The organism is Candidatus Pantoea rara, assembly GCF_051136265.1.
Taxonomy (GTDB): Bacteria; Pseudomonadota; Gammaproteobacteria; order Enterobacterales; family Enterobacteriaceae; genus Pantoea; species Pantoea rara.
In genome coordinates this window covers 3,076,706-3,094,204 of the sequence record NZ_CP194942.1, presented here as the reverse complement: position 1 = coordinate 3,094,204, position 17,499 = coordinate 3,076,706, and the positions used below count along the sequence as shown (strand labels likewise).

The 17,499-nt window shown below is 55.6% G+C and carries 16 protein-coding genes; 11 read left to right on the top strand and 5 right to left on the bottom strand.

The window, feature by feature from the left end:
* The first annotated feature begins 9 nt into the window (after positions 1–9).
* The 6 genes from phoB to proY all read left to right on the top strand — a co-directional run bounded on the left by phoB (position 10) and on the right by proY (position 7,371).
* Complete coding sequence (phoB, locus tag ACR8BF_RS14770) at positions 10–699, top strand: phosphate response regulator transcription factor PhoB (RefSeq protein WP_003852491.1); 690 nt, start codon at positions 10–12, stop codon at positions 697–699.
* A gap of 15 nt (positions 700–714) precedes the next feature.
* A complete protein-coding gene (gene phoR, locus ACR8BF_RS14765) occupies positions 715–2,028 on the top strand; it encodes a phosphate regulon sensor histidine kinase PhoR (RefSeq protein ID WP_179896833.1) in 1,314 nt (437 codons plus the stop codon).
* Positions 2,029–2,047: 19 nt separating this feature from the next.
* Positions 2,048–2,974, top strand: a complete 927-nt coding sequence (locus ACR8BF_RS14760; RefSeq protein ID WP_434745191.1) for a PstS family phosphate ABC transporter substrate-binding protein — start codon at positions 2,048–2,050, stop codon at positions 2,972–2,974.
* Positions 2,975–3,130: 156 nt separating this feature from the next.
* Complete coding sequence (locus tag ACR8BF_RS14755; RefSeq protein WP_434745190.1) at positions 3,131–4,237, top strand: cobalamin-independent methionine synthase II family protein; 1,107 nt, start codon at positions 3,131–3,133, stop codon at positions 4,235–4,237.
* A 391-nt stretch (positions 4,238–4,628) separates the two neighbouring features.
* Positions 4,629–5,948 carry a branched-chain amino acid transporter carrier protein BrnQ gene (brnQ, locus tag ACR8BF_RS14750; protein WP_434745189.1) on the top strand — a complete coding sequence of 440 codons (1,320 nt, stop codon included), beginning with the start codon at positions 4,629–4,631 and terminating at the stop codon, positions 5,946–5,948.
* 70 nt (positions 5,949–6,018) lie between these two features.
* Positions 6,019–7,371 (top strand): proline-specific permease ProY, encoded by a 1,353-nt coding sequence (gene proY, locus ACR8BF_RS14745; protein WP_313699892.1) that lies wholly within the window; start codon positions 6,019–6,021, stop codon positions 7,369–7,371.
* Positions 7,372–7,885: 514 nt separating this feature from the next.
* On the opposite strand, the gene ACR8BF_RS14740 is transcribed toward proY, so the two are convergent.
* From ACR8BF_RS14740 to ACR8BF_RS14730, 3 genes are all read right to left on the bottom strand, one after another.
* Positions 7,886–9,142: a histidine-type phosphatase gene (locus tag ACR8BF_RS14740; RefSeq protein WP_292989503.1), complete on the bottom strand. Its 1,257-nt coding sequence runs from the start codon at positions 9,140–9,142 to the stop codon at positions 7,886–7,888.
* On the bottom strand, positions 9,143–9,955 hold the full coding sequence (locus ACR8BF_RS14735) for an inositol monophosphatase family protein (protein ID WP_434745188.1): 813 nt from the start codon (positions 9,953–9,955) through the stop codon (positions 9,143–9,145).
* Positions 9,956–10,161: 206 nt separating this feature from the next.
* Positions 10,162–10,743 (bottom strand): ACP phosphodiesterase, encoded by a 582-nt coding sequence (locus ACR8BF_RS14730; protein ID WP_434745187.1) that lies wholly within the window; start codon positions 10,741–10,743, stop codon positions 10,162–10,164.
* Between the two features lie 103 nt (positions 10,744–10,846).
* Between ACR8BF_RS14730 and queA the strand changes: the two genes are divergently transcribed.
* From queA to secF, 5 genes are all read left to right on the top strand, one after another.
* The gene (gene queA, locus ACR8BF_RS14725; RefSeq protein ID WP_434745186.1) at positions 10,847–11,917 is read left to right on the top strand and encodes a tRNA preQ1(34) S-adenosylmethionine ribosyltransferase-isomerase QueA; all 1,071 of its coding nucleotides are present in this window, start codon (positions 10,847–10,849) and stop codon (positions 11,915–11,917) included.
* Positions 11,918–11,995: 78 nt separating this feature from the next.
* Entirely contained in the window at positions 11,996–13,144 is a 1,149-nt protein-coding gene (gene tgt / locus ACR8BF_RS14720; RefSeq protein WP_013356969.1) for a tRNA guanosine(34) transglycosylase Tgt, read from the top strand.
* Positions 13,144–13,476 carry a preprotein translocase subunit YajC gene (yajC, locus tag ACR8BF_RS14715; RefSeq protein WP_009091760.1) on the top strand — a complete coding sequence of 111 codons (333 nt, stop codon included), beginning with the start codon at positions 13,144–13,146 and terminating at the stop codon, positions 13,474–13,476. Before tgt ends, yajC begins: the two co-directional genes overlap by 1 nt.
* 25 nt (positions 13,477–13,501) lie before the next feature.
* Entirely contained in the window at positions 13,502–15,349 is a 1,848-nt protein-coding gene (gene secD, locus ACR8BF_RS14710; RefSeq protein WP_292989524.1) for a protein translocase subunit SecD, read from the top strand.
* Positions 15,350–15,359: 10 nt separating this feature from the next.
* Positions 15,360–16,328 carry a protein translocase subunit SecF gene (secF, locus tag ACR8BF_RS14705; protein ID WP_179896813.1) on the top strand — a complete coding sequence of 323 codons (969 nt, stop codon included), beginning with the start codon at positions 15,360–15,362 and terminating at the stop codon, positions 16,326–16,328.
* Positions 16,329–16,387: 59 nt separating this feature from the next.
* Here the strand turns inward: secF and ACR8BF_RS14700 are convergent, their stop codons facing one another.
* Together ACR8BF_RS14700 and lysM are read right to left on the bottom strand one after the other, a co-directional pair.
* Positions 16,388–16,966 (bottom strand): DUF3251 domain-containing protein, encoded by a 579-nt coding sequence (locus ACR8BF_RS14700; RefSeq protein ID WP_434745185.1) that lies wholly within the window; start codon positions 16,964–16,966, stop codon positions 16,388–16,390.
* 16 nt (positions 16,967–16,982) lie between these two features.
* Positions 16,983–17,420: a peptidoglycan-binding protein LysM gene (gene lysM, locus ACR8BF_RS14695; protein ID WP_292989532.1), complete on the bottom strand. Its 438-nt coding sequence runs from the start codon at positions 17,418–17,420 to the stop codon at positions 16,983–16,985.
* Positions 17,421–17,499 lie beyond the last annotated feature (79 nt).

Genomic DNA, 17,499 nt, shown 5'->3' with positions numbered 1-17,499 from the left:
GGAGTAATAATGGCTAAGCGCATTTTGGTTGTGGAGGATGAAGCCCCCATCCGTGAAATGTTATGTTTTGTTCTGGAACAGAACGACTATCAGCCAATCGAGGCGGAAGATTATGACAGTGCCGTTGGCAAGCTGATTGAACCCTGGCCCGATCTGATTTTACTGGACTGGATGTTACCCGGTGGCAGCGGTATTCAGTTTATCAAGCATCTGAAACGTGAGGCGATGACCCGCGATATTCCGGTGATGATGCTCACCGCGCGCGGTGAAGAGGAAGATCGGGTACGCGGCCTGGAAGTGGGCGCCGATGATTACATTACCAAGCCGTTTTCACCCAAAGAGCTGATGGCGCGAATTAAAGCGGTGATGCGCCGTATTTCACCGATGGCGGTGGAAGAGGTGATTGAGATGCAGGGACTGAGTCTGGATCCCTCTTCACATCGTGTGATGTCCGAAACCACCCCGCTGGAGATGGGCCCTACCGAATATAAGCTGCTGCACTTCTTTATGACCCACCCGGAACGCGTCTACAGCCGCGAACAACTGTTGAACCATGTCTGGGGCACCAATGTGTATGTGGAAGATCGTACTGTCGATGTTCACATCCGTCGTTTACGTAAAGCGCTGGAAGTCTCCGGCCACGATCGCATGGTACAAACCGTCCGTGGAACAGGGTATCGTTTCTCTGCCCGCTACTAAGACGGAGCTTTAACCGTGCTGGAACGCCTCTCCTGGAAGAGATTACTGACAGAACTGCTGCTGGCCTGTCTGCCTGCGGCGCTGCTGGGCATGCTGTCTGGCGGCTTGCCCTGGTGGCTGCTGCTCAGCGTGGTCATGGTGCTGTTATGGCATTTCCACAATCTGATGCGGCTGTCGCACTGGCTGTGGCTGGACCGCACCATGACGCCGCCCGCCGGGCGTGCCAGCTGGGAACCGCTGTTTTATGGTCTTTACCAGATGCAGCTGCGCAACCGGCGACGGCGGCGTGAACTCGGTAATCTGATCAAACGTTTCCGCAGCGGTGCTGAGTCGTTGCCGGATGCGGTGATCCTGACCACGGAAGAGGGCACCATTTTCTGGTGTAACGGCCTGGCCCAGCAGCACCTGGGTCTGCGCTGGCCAGAAGATAATGGCCAGAACATCCTCAATCTGCTGCGTTATCCGGAGTTTTCCCGTTATCTTCGCCAGCGCGATTTTGACAAGCCGCTGACGCTGGTGCTGAACAACAAACTTCATATGGAATTCCGCGTCATGCCCTACAGCGAAGGGCAGTGGCTGCTGGTGGCACGTGATGTGACGCAGATGCATCAGCTGGAAGGGGCGCGCCGCAACTTCTTTGCCAACGTCAGCCATGAGTTACGCACGCCACTCACGGTGCTGCAGGGCTATCTGGAGATGATGAACGACTCGGTGATGAGCGAGCCTTCCCGCAGCAAAGCGTTGCACACGATGTCGGAGCAGACGCGCCGTATGGATAGCCTGGTCAAACAGTTGCTGACGCTGTCGCGCATTGAAGCTGCACCGGCAATCGATCTGAAAGAGAAGGTCGATGTGCCAGTGATGCTGAAACTGCTGCAGCATGAAGCGGCGACGCTGAGTGGTGGGCGTCACGATATCCATTTCCATACCGATCCCCATCTGAAAGTGTTCGGCAACGATGAGCAGCTGCGCAGCGCCATTTCTAATCTGGTTTACAACGCGGTGAATCACACCCCGGATGGCACGCGGATTGATATCAGCTGGCTGCGCAGCAAGCAGGGCGCCACCTTCCGGGTGTGCGACAACGGACCGGGTATCGCCTCAGAACATATTCCCCGTCTGACCGAGCGTTTTTACCGGGTTGATAAAGCGCGTTCGCGTGCGACCGGCGGCAGCGGGCTGGGGCTGGCGATTGTAAAACATGCGCTGAGCCACCATAACGCGCGGCTCGATATCACCAGCGTGCCGCACAAAGAGACCTGTTTTACTTTTACGCTGCCCGCGAGGTTGATTGTCAGCAGCGTCATGCAGGAGAATGCCGTTCACTAATCGCTGCCGGATCTCTCTGATGCGTCTCTTTCTCTTGTTGATCGTTACTCTGCTGCCGGGCCTGGCTCTGGCCCAGCCTGGCACGCTCTCCGGCAATCTCAGCAGCGTGGGATCCGATACGCTCGGTTATCTGATGACCCTGTGGGGCGAAGATTTCAGTCGTCAGGCGCCGGGCGTCAATGTGCAGGTTCAGGCTTCCGGTTCTTCTACTGCGCCGACCGCGCTGGCGGCGGGTGCCGCACAGCTCGGACCGATGAGCCGTCCGATGCAGGCCGATGAGCGGCAGGCTTTTGAGGCGCGCTACGGCTATCCGCCGCTGGCGGTTCCCGTGGCGATGGATGCGCTGGTGGTGGTCGTGAATCAGCGCAATCCGCTACAGCAGATTGAACCACGTCAGCTCGACGCCATCTTCTCCGTTACCCGTCTGTGTGGCGCACACAGCGTGCCGCTGCGTTGGGGCGATCTCGGGTTAAGCGGCGCGCAGTGGAGCAAACGACCTATTCAGCGCTATGGACGTAATTCCGCCTCCGGCACCTGGGGTTTCTTTAAACAGCAGGTACTCTGCAAAGGCGATTTTAGCAGCGACGTGGCGGAGTTTCCCGGCTCGGCCGCGGTGGTGCAGGCGGTGGCCGGTAATTCGCGAAGTATCGGCTACGCCAGTTTTGGCTTTCATCTCAGCGGCGTAAAAATGCTGGCGGTGACGAATGATCAGGGGCAGGGGATTGCCCCGGATGCCGATGCCATCCGCAGCGGGCGCTATCCCTGGGCGCGTCCCCTTTATCTCTACGTTAATAAAGCACCCGGTAAACCGCTGCCGCCACTGGTCGCCGCGTTTCTGCAGCAGGTGCTCTCTCCGCAAGGTCAGCGGCGGGTCAGCGAAGCGGGCTATCTGCCGCTCTCAGACAGCCAGATGGCGCAGGCGCGTGCCGCGCTGCTTAACCCCTAAGTTGAATTTTTTTCATCATCGCTGAATTTTCTTCAGTTGCAGATGAGCGCGGTGCATGCCACTCTGTGTTCAGACATGTAGCCATCCAGACGGCTATTTATATCAGGATGCAATTATTTCCTGCCGTCATTACCGGCAGGAGAGACAGGAGTGATCATGCAAAGAGAAACCGCCCCGTTCCGTGCCGATACCGTTGGCAGCTTCCTGCGTCCCGCTGCGATTAAGCAGGCGCGTAAACAGTTTGCTGCCGGAGAGATTGATGCGGCGGCCCTGCAGCAGATCGAAGATGATGCGATTCGCGATGTGGTGGCGAAGCAGCGTGAAAATGGCCTGAAGGTGGTCACTGACGGCGAGTTTCGTCGCGGCTGGTGGCACTTCGACTTCTTCTATGGCCTGAATGGCGTCGAGCGCTATGAAGCGGAACAGGGCATCCAGTTTAATGGCGTGCAGACCAAAGCGCATGGTGTGAAAGTGGTGAGCAAACTCGGTTTTCCGGCGGATCATCCGATGCTGGCGCATTTCCGCTTCCTGCAGAGTATTGCCGGGGACGCGGTGCCGAAGATGACGATTCCGAGCCCCAGCGTGCTTCACTTCCGCGGTGGCCGCAAAGTAATCGATGCTGAGGTCTATCCCGATCTGGCGGACTACTTTGACGATCTGGCGCAGACCTACAAAGCGGCGATTCAGGCGTTTTATGATGCGGGCTGCCGCTATCTGCAACTGGATGACACCGTCTGGGCTTATCTCTGCTCTGAAGATCAGAAGCGCGATATCCGCGCACGCGGCGACGATCCGGATCAGCTGGCACAGATTTACGCTCAGGTACTTAATAAAGCGCTGGAGGATAAACCTGCCGATCTGACCGTGGGTCTGCATGTCTGTCGCGGGAACTTCCGCTCCACCTGGATCTCCGAGGGGGGCTACGGGCCGGTGGCAGAAATTCTGTTCGGCAGCGTGAACGTGGATGCATTCTTCCTGGAGTATGACAACGCCCGTTCCGGTGGCTTTGAGCCACTGCGTTACATTAAGCCGGGTCATCAGCAGGTGGTGCTGGGTTTAATCACCACTAAAGTGGGTGAACTGGAAGATCCGGCGCAGGTGAAAATCCGGCTGGACGAGGCGGCGCAGTATGTCAGCCTGGATCAGATTTGCCTCAGCCCGCAATGCGGTTTTGCCTCAACCGAAGAGGGCAACAGCCTGACCGAAGCGCAGCAGTGGCAGAAGATTCGCCTGGTCGTTGAGATCGCGAATCAGGTCTGGTAGTGCTGTAACGTTGTGCAGACAGGCGCGTAAAACGCGCCTTTTGTGTATCTACAGCCCCGTTTATGCGGGGATTTCTCACTCTCTGTCTATTATTTAGGCACATCATCTTGTGTGGCTGCTGCAAAAATTAACGCTATCCACTGCCTTTTAAAAAAATGGCGGTATAACCTTCTGGTTTTCCGATCCCGTATTGCCTTTCGCCGCTATAAACGTTTTACTTAGCGCCGTTGTCGATCCATCCCTCTGTGAACAGAATAAAAGCAGCTTAAATCACCTGCGCTTTAGCCTGCGATGAGCATAATGCGCTGACATTGTCAGCCAGATCGCGGTTTACACGCAGCGAGGGGACAACACTAACCCAACTTCCACCGCAACATCAGTGACAGGCCGTATGACACATCGTTTAACTTCGAAGGACATTCTCGCGCTGGGCTTTATGACATTCGCCCTGTTTGTTGGCGCGGGCAACATCATTTTCCCGCCAATGGTCGGTATTCAGTCTGGTGAACACGTCTGGACCGCCGCGATTGGTTTTCTGATTACCGCAGTCGGTTTACCGGTGATGACCGTGATCGCACTGGCCCGTGTCGGCGGCGGTGTGGATGCGCTCAGCACCCCGATTGGCAAGGTCGCTGGCATCGTGCTGGCCACCGTGTGCTATCTGGCTGTCGGACCGCTGTTTGCCACCCCGCGCACAGCAACGGTCTCGTTTGAGATGGGCATTGCCCCGCTGACCGGCGATGGCGCGCTGCCGCTGTTTATCTACAGCCTGATCTATTTCGCGCTGGTCATTGGCGTGTCGCTCTATCCGGGTAAGTTGCTCGACACGGTAGGGCACTTCCTTGCGCCACTAAAAATCATCGCGCTGACTGTGCTGGGCGTGGCTGCGCTGGTGTGGCCGGCAGGCGGAACCATTCCGGCGACGGCTGATTATCAGCGTGCGGCGTTTTCCAGTGGTTTCGTTAACGGCTATCTGACCATGGATACGCTGGGCGCGCTGGTATTTGGCATCGTGATTGTCAACGCCGCCCGTTCGCGTGGCGTCGATAATGCCGCATTGCTGACCCGTTACACTGTCCTGGCAGGCTTGATCGCGGGTCTGGGCCTGACGCTGGTCTACCTCTGCCTGTTTAAACTGGGCGCAGGCAGCGGGGCGCTGGTGGATCAGAACGCCAACGGCGCAGCGATTCTGCATGCGTATGTTCAGCACACCTTTGGCAACATGGGCAGCTTCTTCCTGGCCACCCTGATCTTCATCGCCTGTATGGTGACAGCTGTTGGCCTGACCTGTGCCTGTGCGGAATTTTTTGCGCAATACCTGCCGTTATCGTATAAAAAGCTGGTGTTTATTCTGGGTCTGTTCTCGATGGTGGTGTCGAACCTCGGCCTGAGCCACCTGATTCAGATCTCCATCCCGGTACTGACGGCGATTTATCCGCCTTGTATCGTGCTGGTGGTGCTGAGTTTCACCCTTAACTGGTGGAATAAGAGCAGCCGGATTGTCGCACCAGCCATGCTGGTAAGCCTGCTGTTTGGTATTGTTGATGCGATTAAAACCACCGGGTTCAAAGATTTGCTGCCCGCTTTCAGTCAGCATCTGCCGCTGGCCGATCAGGGTCTCGCCTGGTTGCCGCCGTCGCTGGTGATGCTGCTGATTGCCGCTGTTATTGATCGGGTGAAAGGGCCGGAACAGGTTGCCGTTCACTCGTAACAGCGAGCACTGATTTTTCTTTAACCACGGCCTTGTCCGTGGTTTTTTCATTTCACAGGTACAGGTTGTTATGCAAGAAACCAACAAGCTCAAACGCGGACTGAGCACGCGCCACATCCGCTTTATGGCGCTGGGATCGGCGATTGGCACCGGGCTGTTTTACGGTTCCGCCGATGCGATAAAAATGGCCGGACCGAGTGTGCTGCTCGCCTATATCATCGGCGGAGCAGTCGCTTATATCATCATGCGTGCGCTGGGTGAGATGTCCGTTAATAATCCTCAGGCCAGCTCCTTCTCACGCTACGCGCAGGACTATCTTGGGCCGATGGCGGGTTACATCACCGGCTGGACCTACTGTTTTGAAATTCTGATTGTGGCGATTGCGGATGTCACCGCGTTCGGCATCTATATGGGCGTCTGGTTCCCCGAGGTGCCGCACTGGATTTGGGTGCTGAGCGTGGTGCTGATTATCGGTGCCGTCAATCTGATGAGCGTGAAGGTGTTCGGCGAAGTAGAGTTCTGGTTCTCCTTCTTTAAAGTCGCCACCATCATCGTAATGATTCTGGCCGGTTTCGGCATGATCATCTGGGGGCTCGGTAACGGCGGCCAGCCGACCGGCATCCATAATCTGTGGACCAACGGCGGCTTTTTCGCGCATGGCGTGGTCGGCATGTTACTGTCGCTGCAGATGGTGATGTTCGCTTATGGCGGTATCGAAATCATCGGTATCACTGCGGGTGAAGCGGAAGATCCGGAGAAGTCGATTCCGCGTGCGATCAACTCAGTGCCGTGGCGCATTCTGGTGTTTTACGTTGGCACGCTGTTTGTGATTATGTCGATCTACCCGTGGAATCAGGTAGGGACGTCGGGCAGTCCGTTTGTGCTGACCTTCCAGCATCTGGGCATCGCGGCAGCTGCCTCTATCCTGAATTTCGTGGTGCTGACCGCGTCACTGTCGGCAATTAACAGCGATGTGTTTGGCGTAGGCCGCATGCTGCACGGGATGGCGCAGCAGGGACATGCTCCGAAGGTCTTCATGAAAGTGTCGTCGCGCGGGATCCCGTGGGTGACGGTCGTGGTGATGATGTTCGCTATGCTGATTGCGGTTTATCTCAACTACCTGATGCCCGAAAAAGTCTTCCTGGTGATTGCTTCGCTGGCGACCTTTGCGACGGTGTGGGTCTGGATCATGATTCTGTTGTCGCAGATCGCGTTCCGTCGCAAAATTGGCAAAGAGGCGGCGGGTAAGCTGCAGTTTGCGCTGCCAGGCGGCAGCTGGACGGCCGTTGTCGGCGTGGCCTTCCTCTGCTTTATTATCGGGCTGATTGGTTATTTCCCGGATACCCGCATTTCCCTCTATGTCGGCATGGTGTGGATCGTGGTACTGCTGCTGGGCTATAAGCTGGTGCGTAAAACCCGTTAATATTCTGTTCTGCTCTCCTGATGTATGGGGGAGCAGAACACGCTATTTCCCTCTGATGTTGTCCCCGCATCTGATTATTTATGTGATCCCCGCCACAACACAAAGTCCTTTTATTCGGCACTCATTTCTTCTCTGCGAAATAAGATCATGCATCACATTATTTCAGTAAATAATGCCGGGAATGATTATTTCAAATAGTAATGAATATCACTGAGGATGCAAATCGGGAAAATGAACACAATGGCGCTTCGGGCGAGAGAGCGTGCAGCCAGACGAGTACTGAGGGGCAATAAAGACAGAAATAAAAAACGGCGAAACCAGTCGCCGAAATACTCAAGGATTACAGGAAAATAGTAAATAAAGGGATGATTGACGGAACTATCGTAAAACAAAATGCGTGGAGCTGATAGTCAGATGATTTAATTAAGAAAAGGCCGGGATAGCGTTAATTAACAGCGGTTAACATTATTAAGGCCGCATCAGGGTTGCAGCCTTAATTTGATTAGCCAGAGACTCAGGGCAATATAACTGAAACCGGCAGCACAGCGCTGTTATCCAGGTTTTTACGCAGCTGAGTCAGCGTGGATTGATAAGGGCAGAGCAGGCCGACATCGGTGACTCTGCAGCCGGGCTGATGCCATTCCTGACGTAATAACGGATGTTTATCATCAATCGGTTGCAGCTGGCGAATGCCATCCAGACTCTGCGCCTGAAAATAGATCCGCAAAAAACGGTTGCCGCTATGGGTGTCGCGCCAGCGCTCCAGCACCAGACTACTGCCAGGCGGAATATTGCCGCGTGAATAGCCGGGCAACTGCCAGCTAAAGTCCATCAGGGTGCGCACCATCGCAATATTGGTGTCATGCGCCACCAGAATCAGCCAGCGGGTCGGCGAGTTATCAGAAGCAATTTCCTCCAGCAGGGTGTTGAGCAGTATTGAGCCACGGCGCTGTGCCTGATAGAGGATGTCGTTACTGAGATCGTAGTTTGCGGTCAGCAACGGAAGCAGCGAGGTGATCTGCGCGGCCGAGGTGATGTGTCCCCAGGCGATCTGATCAAACGGCAGATTTTCGCTGTAACCCAGTCGCAGCGTCTCCACCATGCTCGCCATCACACTCAGCCCATAAACGTAAGTGTTGCCGTTGCGCGTCTGCCGGAACGCCCAGGGCGCATCAAATAAGGGGCAGTCTGTGGCGGCCGGGCAGACAGCGGCTTTCAACTGCTGAATCACCGGCTGCAACTGCTGTTGCAGCTGCGCCAGATCACCCGCTCTCTGCTGTTTAGCGGCCAGTTCCTGAGCGGGATCGATTCGGGTGAACGTCAATTTCCCGGTCTGAAACAGAGGATCAACATCGCCCGCTACGTGATGGACTGGCACGCCGCAGCCGGGAAACGCCCCATCCGTCAGCGCCGAAGCTGTGGCACGGGTGCGTTGCAGCGGACTGGCACGCACGTAAACCTGGGACGCGTCAGGACAGCCCGCGTTCAGCAGGCCGAGCTGGCGATAGTGCTCGCCTTCCCAGCGTCCTTTATTGACCACGGCGCTGTAGCCGTGGCCAGTCAGCTCGCCATCGGCAGTGGTCCACTGCGTCCAGGGTTGCTGGCTGGCGGCTTCTATCTCTTTGCGATTGCCGGGCGTGGGCGGACGTACACCGTGACGGCTCAGTTCGACTACTTTCTCCAGCTGGTAATTCGCCGCCTGTGACGCCGGGCTTAGCAGCCAGAGAGAACCGAGGATCAGTGCACAGCGGGACAGGACAGACAGCGTCATTTACTCCTCCAGGGCGCGATTACCGGTCAGCGCTTTAATTTTTGGATAGAGGGCCGCATTGGCCAGCAACACCGGGTTGCCGTTTTTCAGTCCTTCGTTTCGCAGATAATCATTGGTGACACCGCCTGCTTCACGCATCAGGACGATGCCCGGCAGGCTATCCCACGGATGCATATGCGCTTCGTAGTAGCCAAGCAGGCGCCCGGCCGCTGCCCAGGCGCTGGTCAGCGCGCCCGAGCCGATACGAATAAACATACCACCCTGTTCAGTCAGGCCGCTAATCAGGCGCGCGGTACTTTCGCCCGGGGTTCGGCTGGAGTTGCTGATGCCCAGCAACCCTTCGTTAAGATGCTCAGCATCATGAACCTGCAGACGACTCTCGTTGACCCATGCGCCCTGGCCTGCTCGTGCGTGAAACAGCTCCTGATGATTAGGATCGCAGACTACGCCGATCACCGGTTCACCATCACATACCACCGCCAGTGAGACGCACCAGTTAGGCAGACCGTTGACGAAACAGGCAGTACCATCGATCGGATCGACGACCCAGATAAAGGGCGTGCCCTCCACCTCACCACCGCTCTCTTCACCATAGACGGCATCCTCAGGAAAACGCTCAGCGATTAACGACTTAATCAATGCCTCAACGTTTCGATCAGCTTCGCTGACCACATCCTGCAAATCCCTTTTGTGTTCCACGACCAGTGTCTGACGCTGCTGATACCATGATAAGGCCCGGCTGCCCGCCGCACGGGCGATGTCGCAGGCATAACGATAACGCGCGTCTATTTCAGAATGCGAAGCGGATGACATCTTTTCCTCTTATGTTTTTTTACCCTAAAGAATGGAAGGTGCGCCTGAACAGGCGGTCTGGCTGTAATGTTTTTTTAGCTATTGTTAAGAAAGGCTTCATTAAGCCGCAGATAAGCAGTAATGGCAAGATAGCGCGGAGGCGCGAGAGGGGCTTTTTATGCGGGCCAGGGCGGGCATCCGCCAGCCCGGCAGCAGAGGATCGGGTTTTACAGGGTTCTGCCGGATGCCAGCGCCATTAAACGCGGATAAAAAACAAAAAACAGCGCTTCCAGCTGATCATAGTGTTGCCTGAAATCGTGGTAAGAGTCGCGCAGCGCCGCCAGGCGTGGACGACGACTGGCCATGCCGTGCAGCACCCGCTCCAGCCGTGCAGGCTGGGCATAATGTTCAAACCAGCGCTCGTGCCACATCACGGCATTAAGTTCCTGAAACTCTACAGGCGTGTCTGCCAGCTGCGGCATAATTTCGCGCTCGGCGGCGGCAGAAAAGGCTATCAGTGTCTGCTCCGGCGAGAATTGCAGCCAGTGACGGGCCAGAAAATGGTCCCAGATGACATCCAGCGTAATGGGTGCGACGCGATAAGTCTCCGCACGGAACAGCTGACGCGCACTGCGGACTTCCGGCAGCGCATCGGTCATCACATCCAGACGACGATGCATCAGAATACCGTCCGCGACAGGCGCAGACCAGTTCTGGTGCGGGTTGCCACGCACAAAGTCGGCCATTAAATTGCCGAGTAAGGAGCTGTCGGCCAGCTTAGCCAGATGGAGATGCGCAAGAAAGTTCATGCCGCATTATAGGCTGAACTGCCTTTGCGCAGCCAGTTGTTCAGAATTGGTCGTTTTTCCGCTAAACTGTGCCGCCTGTTTTTGCCTGAGAAAGAACATTTCAATGCGTGTCGCCGATTTTGCTTTTGAACTGCCCGAATCCCTGATTGCTCACTATCCCCAGGCGCAGCGCAGCGGCTGTCGCCTGCTGTCGCTGGATGGCCCCAGCGGGGCCTTATCGCACGGTGTTTTCACCGACGTGCTGGATAAGCTGAATCCAGGCGATCTGCTGGTGTTCAACAACACGCGTGTGATTCCGGCGCGTGTCTTTGGCCGTAAAGCCAGCGGCGGCAAAATCGAGATGCTGGTAGAGCGGATGCTCGACGACAAACGCGTGCTGGCACACGTGCGTGCCTCGAAAGCGCCAAAGCCAGGTGCAGAATTGTTACTGGGCGAAGATGAGAGCGTGAAAGCGACGATGGTGGCACGCCACGATGCGCTGTTTGAAATTGTCTTTGATGATGATCGCGCCGTGCTCGACATCCTTAACAGTGTCGGCCATATGCCACTGCCACCGTATATTGATCGTCCCGATGAAGAGGCGGATCGCGAGCTTTACCAGACGGTTTACAGCGCCCGTCCGGGTGCCGTCGCGGCACCGACCGCCGGTCTGCACTTTGATGAACCGCTGTTGCAGGCGCTGAAAGAGAAGGGCGTTGAGATGGCGTTTGTGACGCTGCATGTCGGTGCTGGCACTTTCCAGCCGGTGCGCGTCGACAACATCGAAGAGCATCACATGCACGCGGAATATGCCGAAGTGCCGCAGGAGGTTGTCGACGCGGTGCTGGCCTGTAAGGCTCGTGGCAATAAAGTGGTCGCTGTCGGCACCACCTCTGTCCGTTCGCTGGAAAGCGCTGCCAAAGCGAGTCAGGATGCCCTGATTGCGCCGTTCTTCGACGATACCCAGATTTTTATCTATCCGGGCTATGAGTACCAGGTGATCGATGCGCTGATCACCAACTTCCACTTGCCCGAATCGACTCTGATTATGCTGGTCTCGGCGTTTGCCGGTTATCAGCACACCATGGCCGCGTACCGTGCAGCCGTGGCTGAGCAATATCGTTTCTTCAGTTATGGTGACGCGATGTTTATCAGCAAAAATCCGCAGGCGCCGCTGGAAAAAGTGGGCGACTGATTTATTAACCGATAGCCGGAATCGCCTGTTACGCGACGAAGGTTATCTGCATCGGACTGTTTCTCCGATGGAGGCTTTGTGAAATTTGAACTTGATACCACAGACGGGCGCGCGCGCCGTGGCCGTCTGATTTTTGATCGCGGTGTGGTGGAAACCCCTGCGTTTATGCCTGTCGGCACCTATGGCACCGTAAAAGGCATGACGCCGGAAGAAGTGCAGGAGACCGGCGCGCAGATCATTCTGGGCAATACCTTCCACCTCTGGCTGCGTCCGGGCCAGGAGATCATGAAACTGCATGGCGATCTGCATGACTTTATGCAGTGGAAAGGACCCATTCTGACCGATTCCGGCGGCTTCCAGGTCTTCAGCCTGGGTGACATCCGCAAAATCACCGAAGCGGGCGTTCACTTCCGTAACCCGATTAATGGCGACCCGATTTTCCTCGATCCGGAAAAATCGATGGAGATTCAGTACGACCTCGGTTCCGACATCGTGATGATTTTCGATGAATGTACGCCGTATCCGGCGGACTGGGACTACGCCAAACGCTCTATGGAGATGTCGCTGCGCTGGGCGCAACGCAGTCGTGACCGTTTCGACAGCCTCGGTAATAAAAATGCGTTATTTGGCATTATTCAGGGCTCGGTTTACGAAGATTTACGAGATGTCTCGGTGAAAGGTCTGGTAGAGATTGGCTTTGATGGGTACGCTGTGGGCGGCCTGGCGGTGGGTGAGCCTAAGCAGGACATGCACCGTATTCTTGAGCACGTCTGTCCGCAGCTTCCGCAGGATAAACCGCGTTATCTGATGGGCGTCGGCAAGCCAGAAGATCTGGTTGAAGGCGTTCGTCGCGGCGTCGATATGTTTGACTGCGTGATGCCAACCCGTAATGCCCGAAATGGTCACCTGTTTGTGACTGAGGGTGTGGTGAAAATCCGCAACGCCCGATACAAAGATGACACTGCGCCACTGGATGCGGAGTGTGATTGTTACACCTGTCGCAATTATAGCCGTGCCTACTTGTATCATCTCGACCGTTGTAACGAAATACTGGGCGCGCGTCTGAACACTATCCACAATTTGCGCTACTACCAGCGTCTGATGGCAGGTTTACGCCAGGCCATCGAAGAGGGTAAATTAGAGCGCTTTGTAACTGAGTTTTACCAACGGACGGGCAAAGAAGTTCCGCCATTAACGTCTGATAATTCATCAATGAGGGAAATTTAATGAGCTTATTCATTTCTGACGCCGTGGCTGCAGCTGGCGCACCGTCTCAGGGAAGTCCGTATTCTCTGGTGATCATGCTGGTGGTGTTTGGTCTGATTTTCTACTTCATGATCCTGCGTCCGCAGCAGAAACGTGCGAAAGAGCACAAGAAGCTGATGGATTCCATCTCTAAGGGTGATGAAGTGCTGACCAGCGGTGGCCTGGTCGGCCGCGTAACGAAAGTCTCTGACACGGGCTACGTAGCTATCGCGCTGAATGACACCAATGAAGTGGTCATTAAACGTGATTTCGTCGCCGCCGTACTGCCTAAAGGCACTATCAAGGCGCTGTAATTCTTTCTTCCCTAAGGGAACTGCCGTGTTAAATCGTTATCCTTTGTGGAAGTACGTAATGCTGGTCGTCGTCATTCTTGTCGGCCTGCTCTATGCGCTTCCCAACCTGTATGGTGAGGATCCGGCCGTTCAAGTCACTGGCGCGCGCGGAAGCGCCGCCAGTGAGCAGACGTTGGATCAAATTCAGTCCGCATTAAAACAAGACAATATCCAGAGCAAATCTGTTGCGCTGGAAAATGGTGCGATTACCGCGCGCTTCAATAATACGGATGTGCAGTTACGCGCCCGTGAAGCGATCATGAAAGCGCTGGGTGAAAACTACGTTGTCGCGCTGAACCTTGCGCCAGCCACGCCGCGCTGGCTGAGTATGCTGTCAGCAGAGCCGATGAAACTCGGTCTCGATCTGCGTGGTGGTGTGCACTTCCTGATGGAAGTGGACATGGACACCGCGCTCAGCAAGCTGCAGGAGCAGAATGCTGACACGCTGCGTAGCGATCTGCGCACCAAAAATATCCCCTACACCACCGTCAATAAAGTCGCGAACTACGGCGTGGAAATTCGTTTCCGTGACGCTGCCAGCCGTGATGCGGCAATCTCCTGGCTGACTTCTCGTCATCAGGATCTGGTGATCAACAGCAGCGGTAGCGATGCTCTGCGTGCCACCATGAGCGATGCCCGTCTCAGTGAAGCGCGGGAATATGCGGTTCAGCAGAACATTACGATTTTGCGTAACCGTGTAAACCAGCTGGGCGTGGCGGAACCGCTGGTTCAGCGTCAGGGCTCCGATCGCATCGTGGTTGAGCTGCCGGGTATTCAGGATACCGCGCGAGCCAAAGAGATTCTGGGCGCAACCGCGACGCTGGAATTCCGCCTGGTGAACACCAGCGTGGATCCTACTGCGGCGGCCAGTGGCCGTGTTCCGGGTGACTCAGAAGTTAAAGACATGCGTGATGGCCAGCCAGTGGTCCTCTACAAGCGGGTGATTCTGACCGGTGACCATATCACCGACTCGACCTCCAGCATGGATGAGTACAACCAGCCACAGGTGAACATTTCACTGGATGGCGCAGGCGGTAACATCATGTCCAACTTCACCAAGGACAACATCGGCAAGCCGATGGCGACCCTGTTTGTGGAGTACAAGGACAGCGGTAAAAAAGATGCCAACGGCCGTTCAGTTCTGGTGAAACAGGAAGAGGTGATTAACGTCGCTAATATCCAGTCTCGCCTGGGGAATAGCTTCCGCATTACCGGTATCAACAACCCGAACGAAGCGCGCCAGCTGTCGCTGCTGCTGCGTGCCGGTGCGTTGATTGCGCCAATCCAGATCGTGGAAGAGCGGACTATCGGTCCGACTATGGGTCAGCAGAACATTACTCAGGGTCTGGAAGCCTGCCTGTGGGGACTGCTCGCCTCGATCCTGTTCATGGTGGTGTTCTACAAGAAGTTTGGTCTGATTGCGACGAGTGCGCTGCTGGTTAACCTGGTGCTGATTGTCGGCGTCATGTCCCTGCTGCCTGGCGCGACCCTGACCATGCCGGGTATTGCCGGTATCGTGTTAACACTGGCGGTGGCAGTCGATGCTAACGTACTGATTAACGAACGTATTAAAGAAGAGCTGCGAAACGGGCGCTCGGTTCAGCAGGCAATTCATGAGGGCTATAAAGGCGCCTTCTCCAGTATTGTCGATGCGAACGTGACCACGCTGATCAAAGTTATCATTCTTTACGCGGTCGGCACCGGTTCGATAAAAGGCTTTGCTATAACCACCGCAATTGGTATCGCGACCTCAATGTTCACCGCGATCGTCGGTACCCGTGCCATTGTTAACCTGGTTTACGGTGGCAAACGCATCAACAAGCTGTCTATCTGAGGAGTGCGTTGTGGCACAGGAATATAACATTGAGCAGTTAAACCACGGGCGTAAGGTCGTCGACTTTATGCGCTGGGATAAGCTGGCCTTCATCATTTCAGGACTGCTGATTCTCGCTGCGGTTGCGATCGTGGGTGTACGTGGTTTTAACTGGGGCCTCGATTTCACCGGCGGTACGGTGATTGAGATCGCGCTGGAAAAACCGGCCGATCTCGAGATACTGCGTGCCGATCTGGTGAAAGCGGGCTTCGACGAGCCGCTGGTGCAGAACTTTGGCAGCAGCCGTGACGTCATGGTGCGTATGGCACCGGTTACCGGCCCAGCGGGTACTGAGTTAGGCAATAAAGTGGTGTCGGTGATCAACCAGACCACGCAGCAAAACGCGACCGTTAAGCGCATTGAGTTCGTTGGCCCGAGTGTGGGTAGCGACCTGGCGCAGGCGGGTGCGATGGCGCTGTTGTCTGCACTGATTGCGATTCTGATCTATATCGGCTTCCGCTTTGAGTGGCGTCTGGCGCTGGGTACCGTGCTGGCGCTGGCACATGACGTGATCATCACCTGCGGACTGCTGGCGCTGTTCCGCATTGAAATCGACCTGACGATTGTTGCCTCGCTGATGTCGGTGATTGGCTACTCGCTTAACGATAAAATTGTGGTCTCTGACCGTATTCGTGAAAACTTCCGCAAGATTCGTCGCGGCAGTTCTTACGATATTACGAACGTGTCACTGACCCAGACGTTAAGCCGTACGCTGATTACCTCGCTGACGACGCTGGCGATGATCCTCATCCTGTTCGTGTTTGGTGGTGCGTTGCTGAAAGGCTTCTCTCTGACCATGCTGATTGGTGTGACGATTGGTACGATTTCATCGATTTATGTCTCTTCGGCGCTGGCGCTGAAACTGGGCATGAAGCGTGAACATATGATGGTGCAAAAAGTTGAGAAAGAGGGCGCCGATCAGCCTTCTATCCTGCCTTAATCGCGCATCAGAGATAAAAACGGGCAGCCTTTTGGCTGCCCGTTTTTTTTTCACCACGGCTAAGGATTAGCGGGTGCAGCAGGGGAGGTCTGGGCCGGCGCGTCCCCGGACACGTTATGCACGCGTACATAACCCAGTTGCTCCGGTGTCAGGCCGCTGAGGCGCAACGGGACGCTCGCCGAATGCTGGGGCAGTAACGAGGCAGGCACAGCGAGGGTCTGACTCAAACTGTCGCTGCTTAACGGTTTACCGGTTGCCGGGTCGAGTTCACCCCAGATCACCGTTGCGTGCAGGGCGGGCAAAGGCCGATCGTCCATTGAACGCACAGTCAGAGTTGCCCGCGAGCCGCTGGCTTCCACAGTGACCGGCGACAGCGTCAGGCGCAGCGTGCCGAGTTGAGTTTGCAGTTCCACCGGCGTATTAGCCTGCGGCACCAGCCAGGCACCTTGCTGCAACTGTCTGTTCAGTTGCCCCTGGATCTCCAGCGCGCTGGCCTGCGAAGTCAGGTGCTGCATCTGCTGATTAAGCTGACTCACTTCCTGATGCAACTCTCTGACCTGCGGGTTGCTGGCCGTGCTGCTGCAGCCGCTCAGCGTCACCAGAGAGAGCGCCACCGGAATCCAAACCGTCCTGCTCATAAGTTATCCTTGTCCGTTATTTTGGAATACGTAAAACCTGGCCAGGATAGATCTTATCAGGATGCGAGAGCATTGGCTTATTCGCGTCGAAAATCTTGTTGTATTCGTTGGCGTTTCCATAAACCTGTTTAGAAATCGCGCTCAGCGTGTCGCCTTTTTTCACGGTATAAAGCGTTGACTCGGCCGCGCTGTCTGTCACGGTCACCTTATCTTCCACTTTCGTGATACCTGCCACGTTACCTGCCGCGATCAGAATCTTCTCTTTCAGCTCCTGGGAAAGGCCATCGCCGGTCACGGTCACGGTATCGCCATTCACCTTCACGTCGACCTTGTCGCTATCAGGCAAGCCAAGCTTATTGATGTGCTCCTGCAGCTTTTTATTCTGGTCATCACCGCCATTCACGGCATCCCAGAGTTTTTCGCCAGCTTCTTTCACAAAGTTAAACAGACCCATATAACCTCCAGTGTGTTGGTGGAAAATTTCAATTGCAGCCTTTAAAGCGTAGTCCCTTTTGCCGCAGACGAAATTTAAC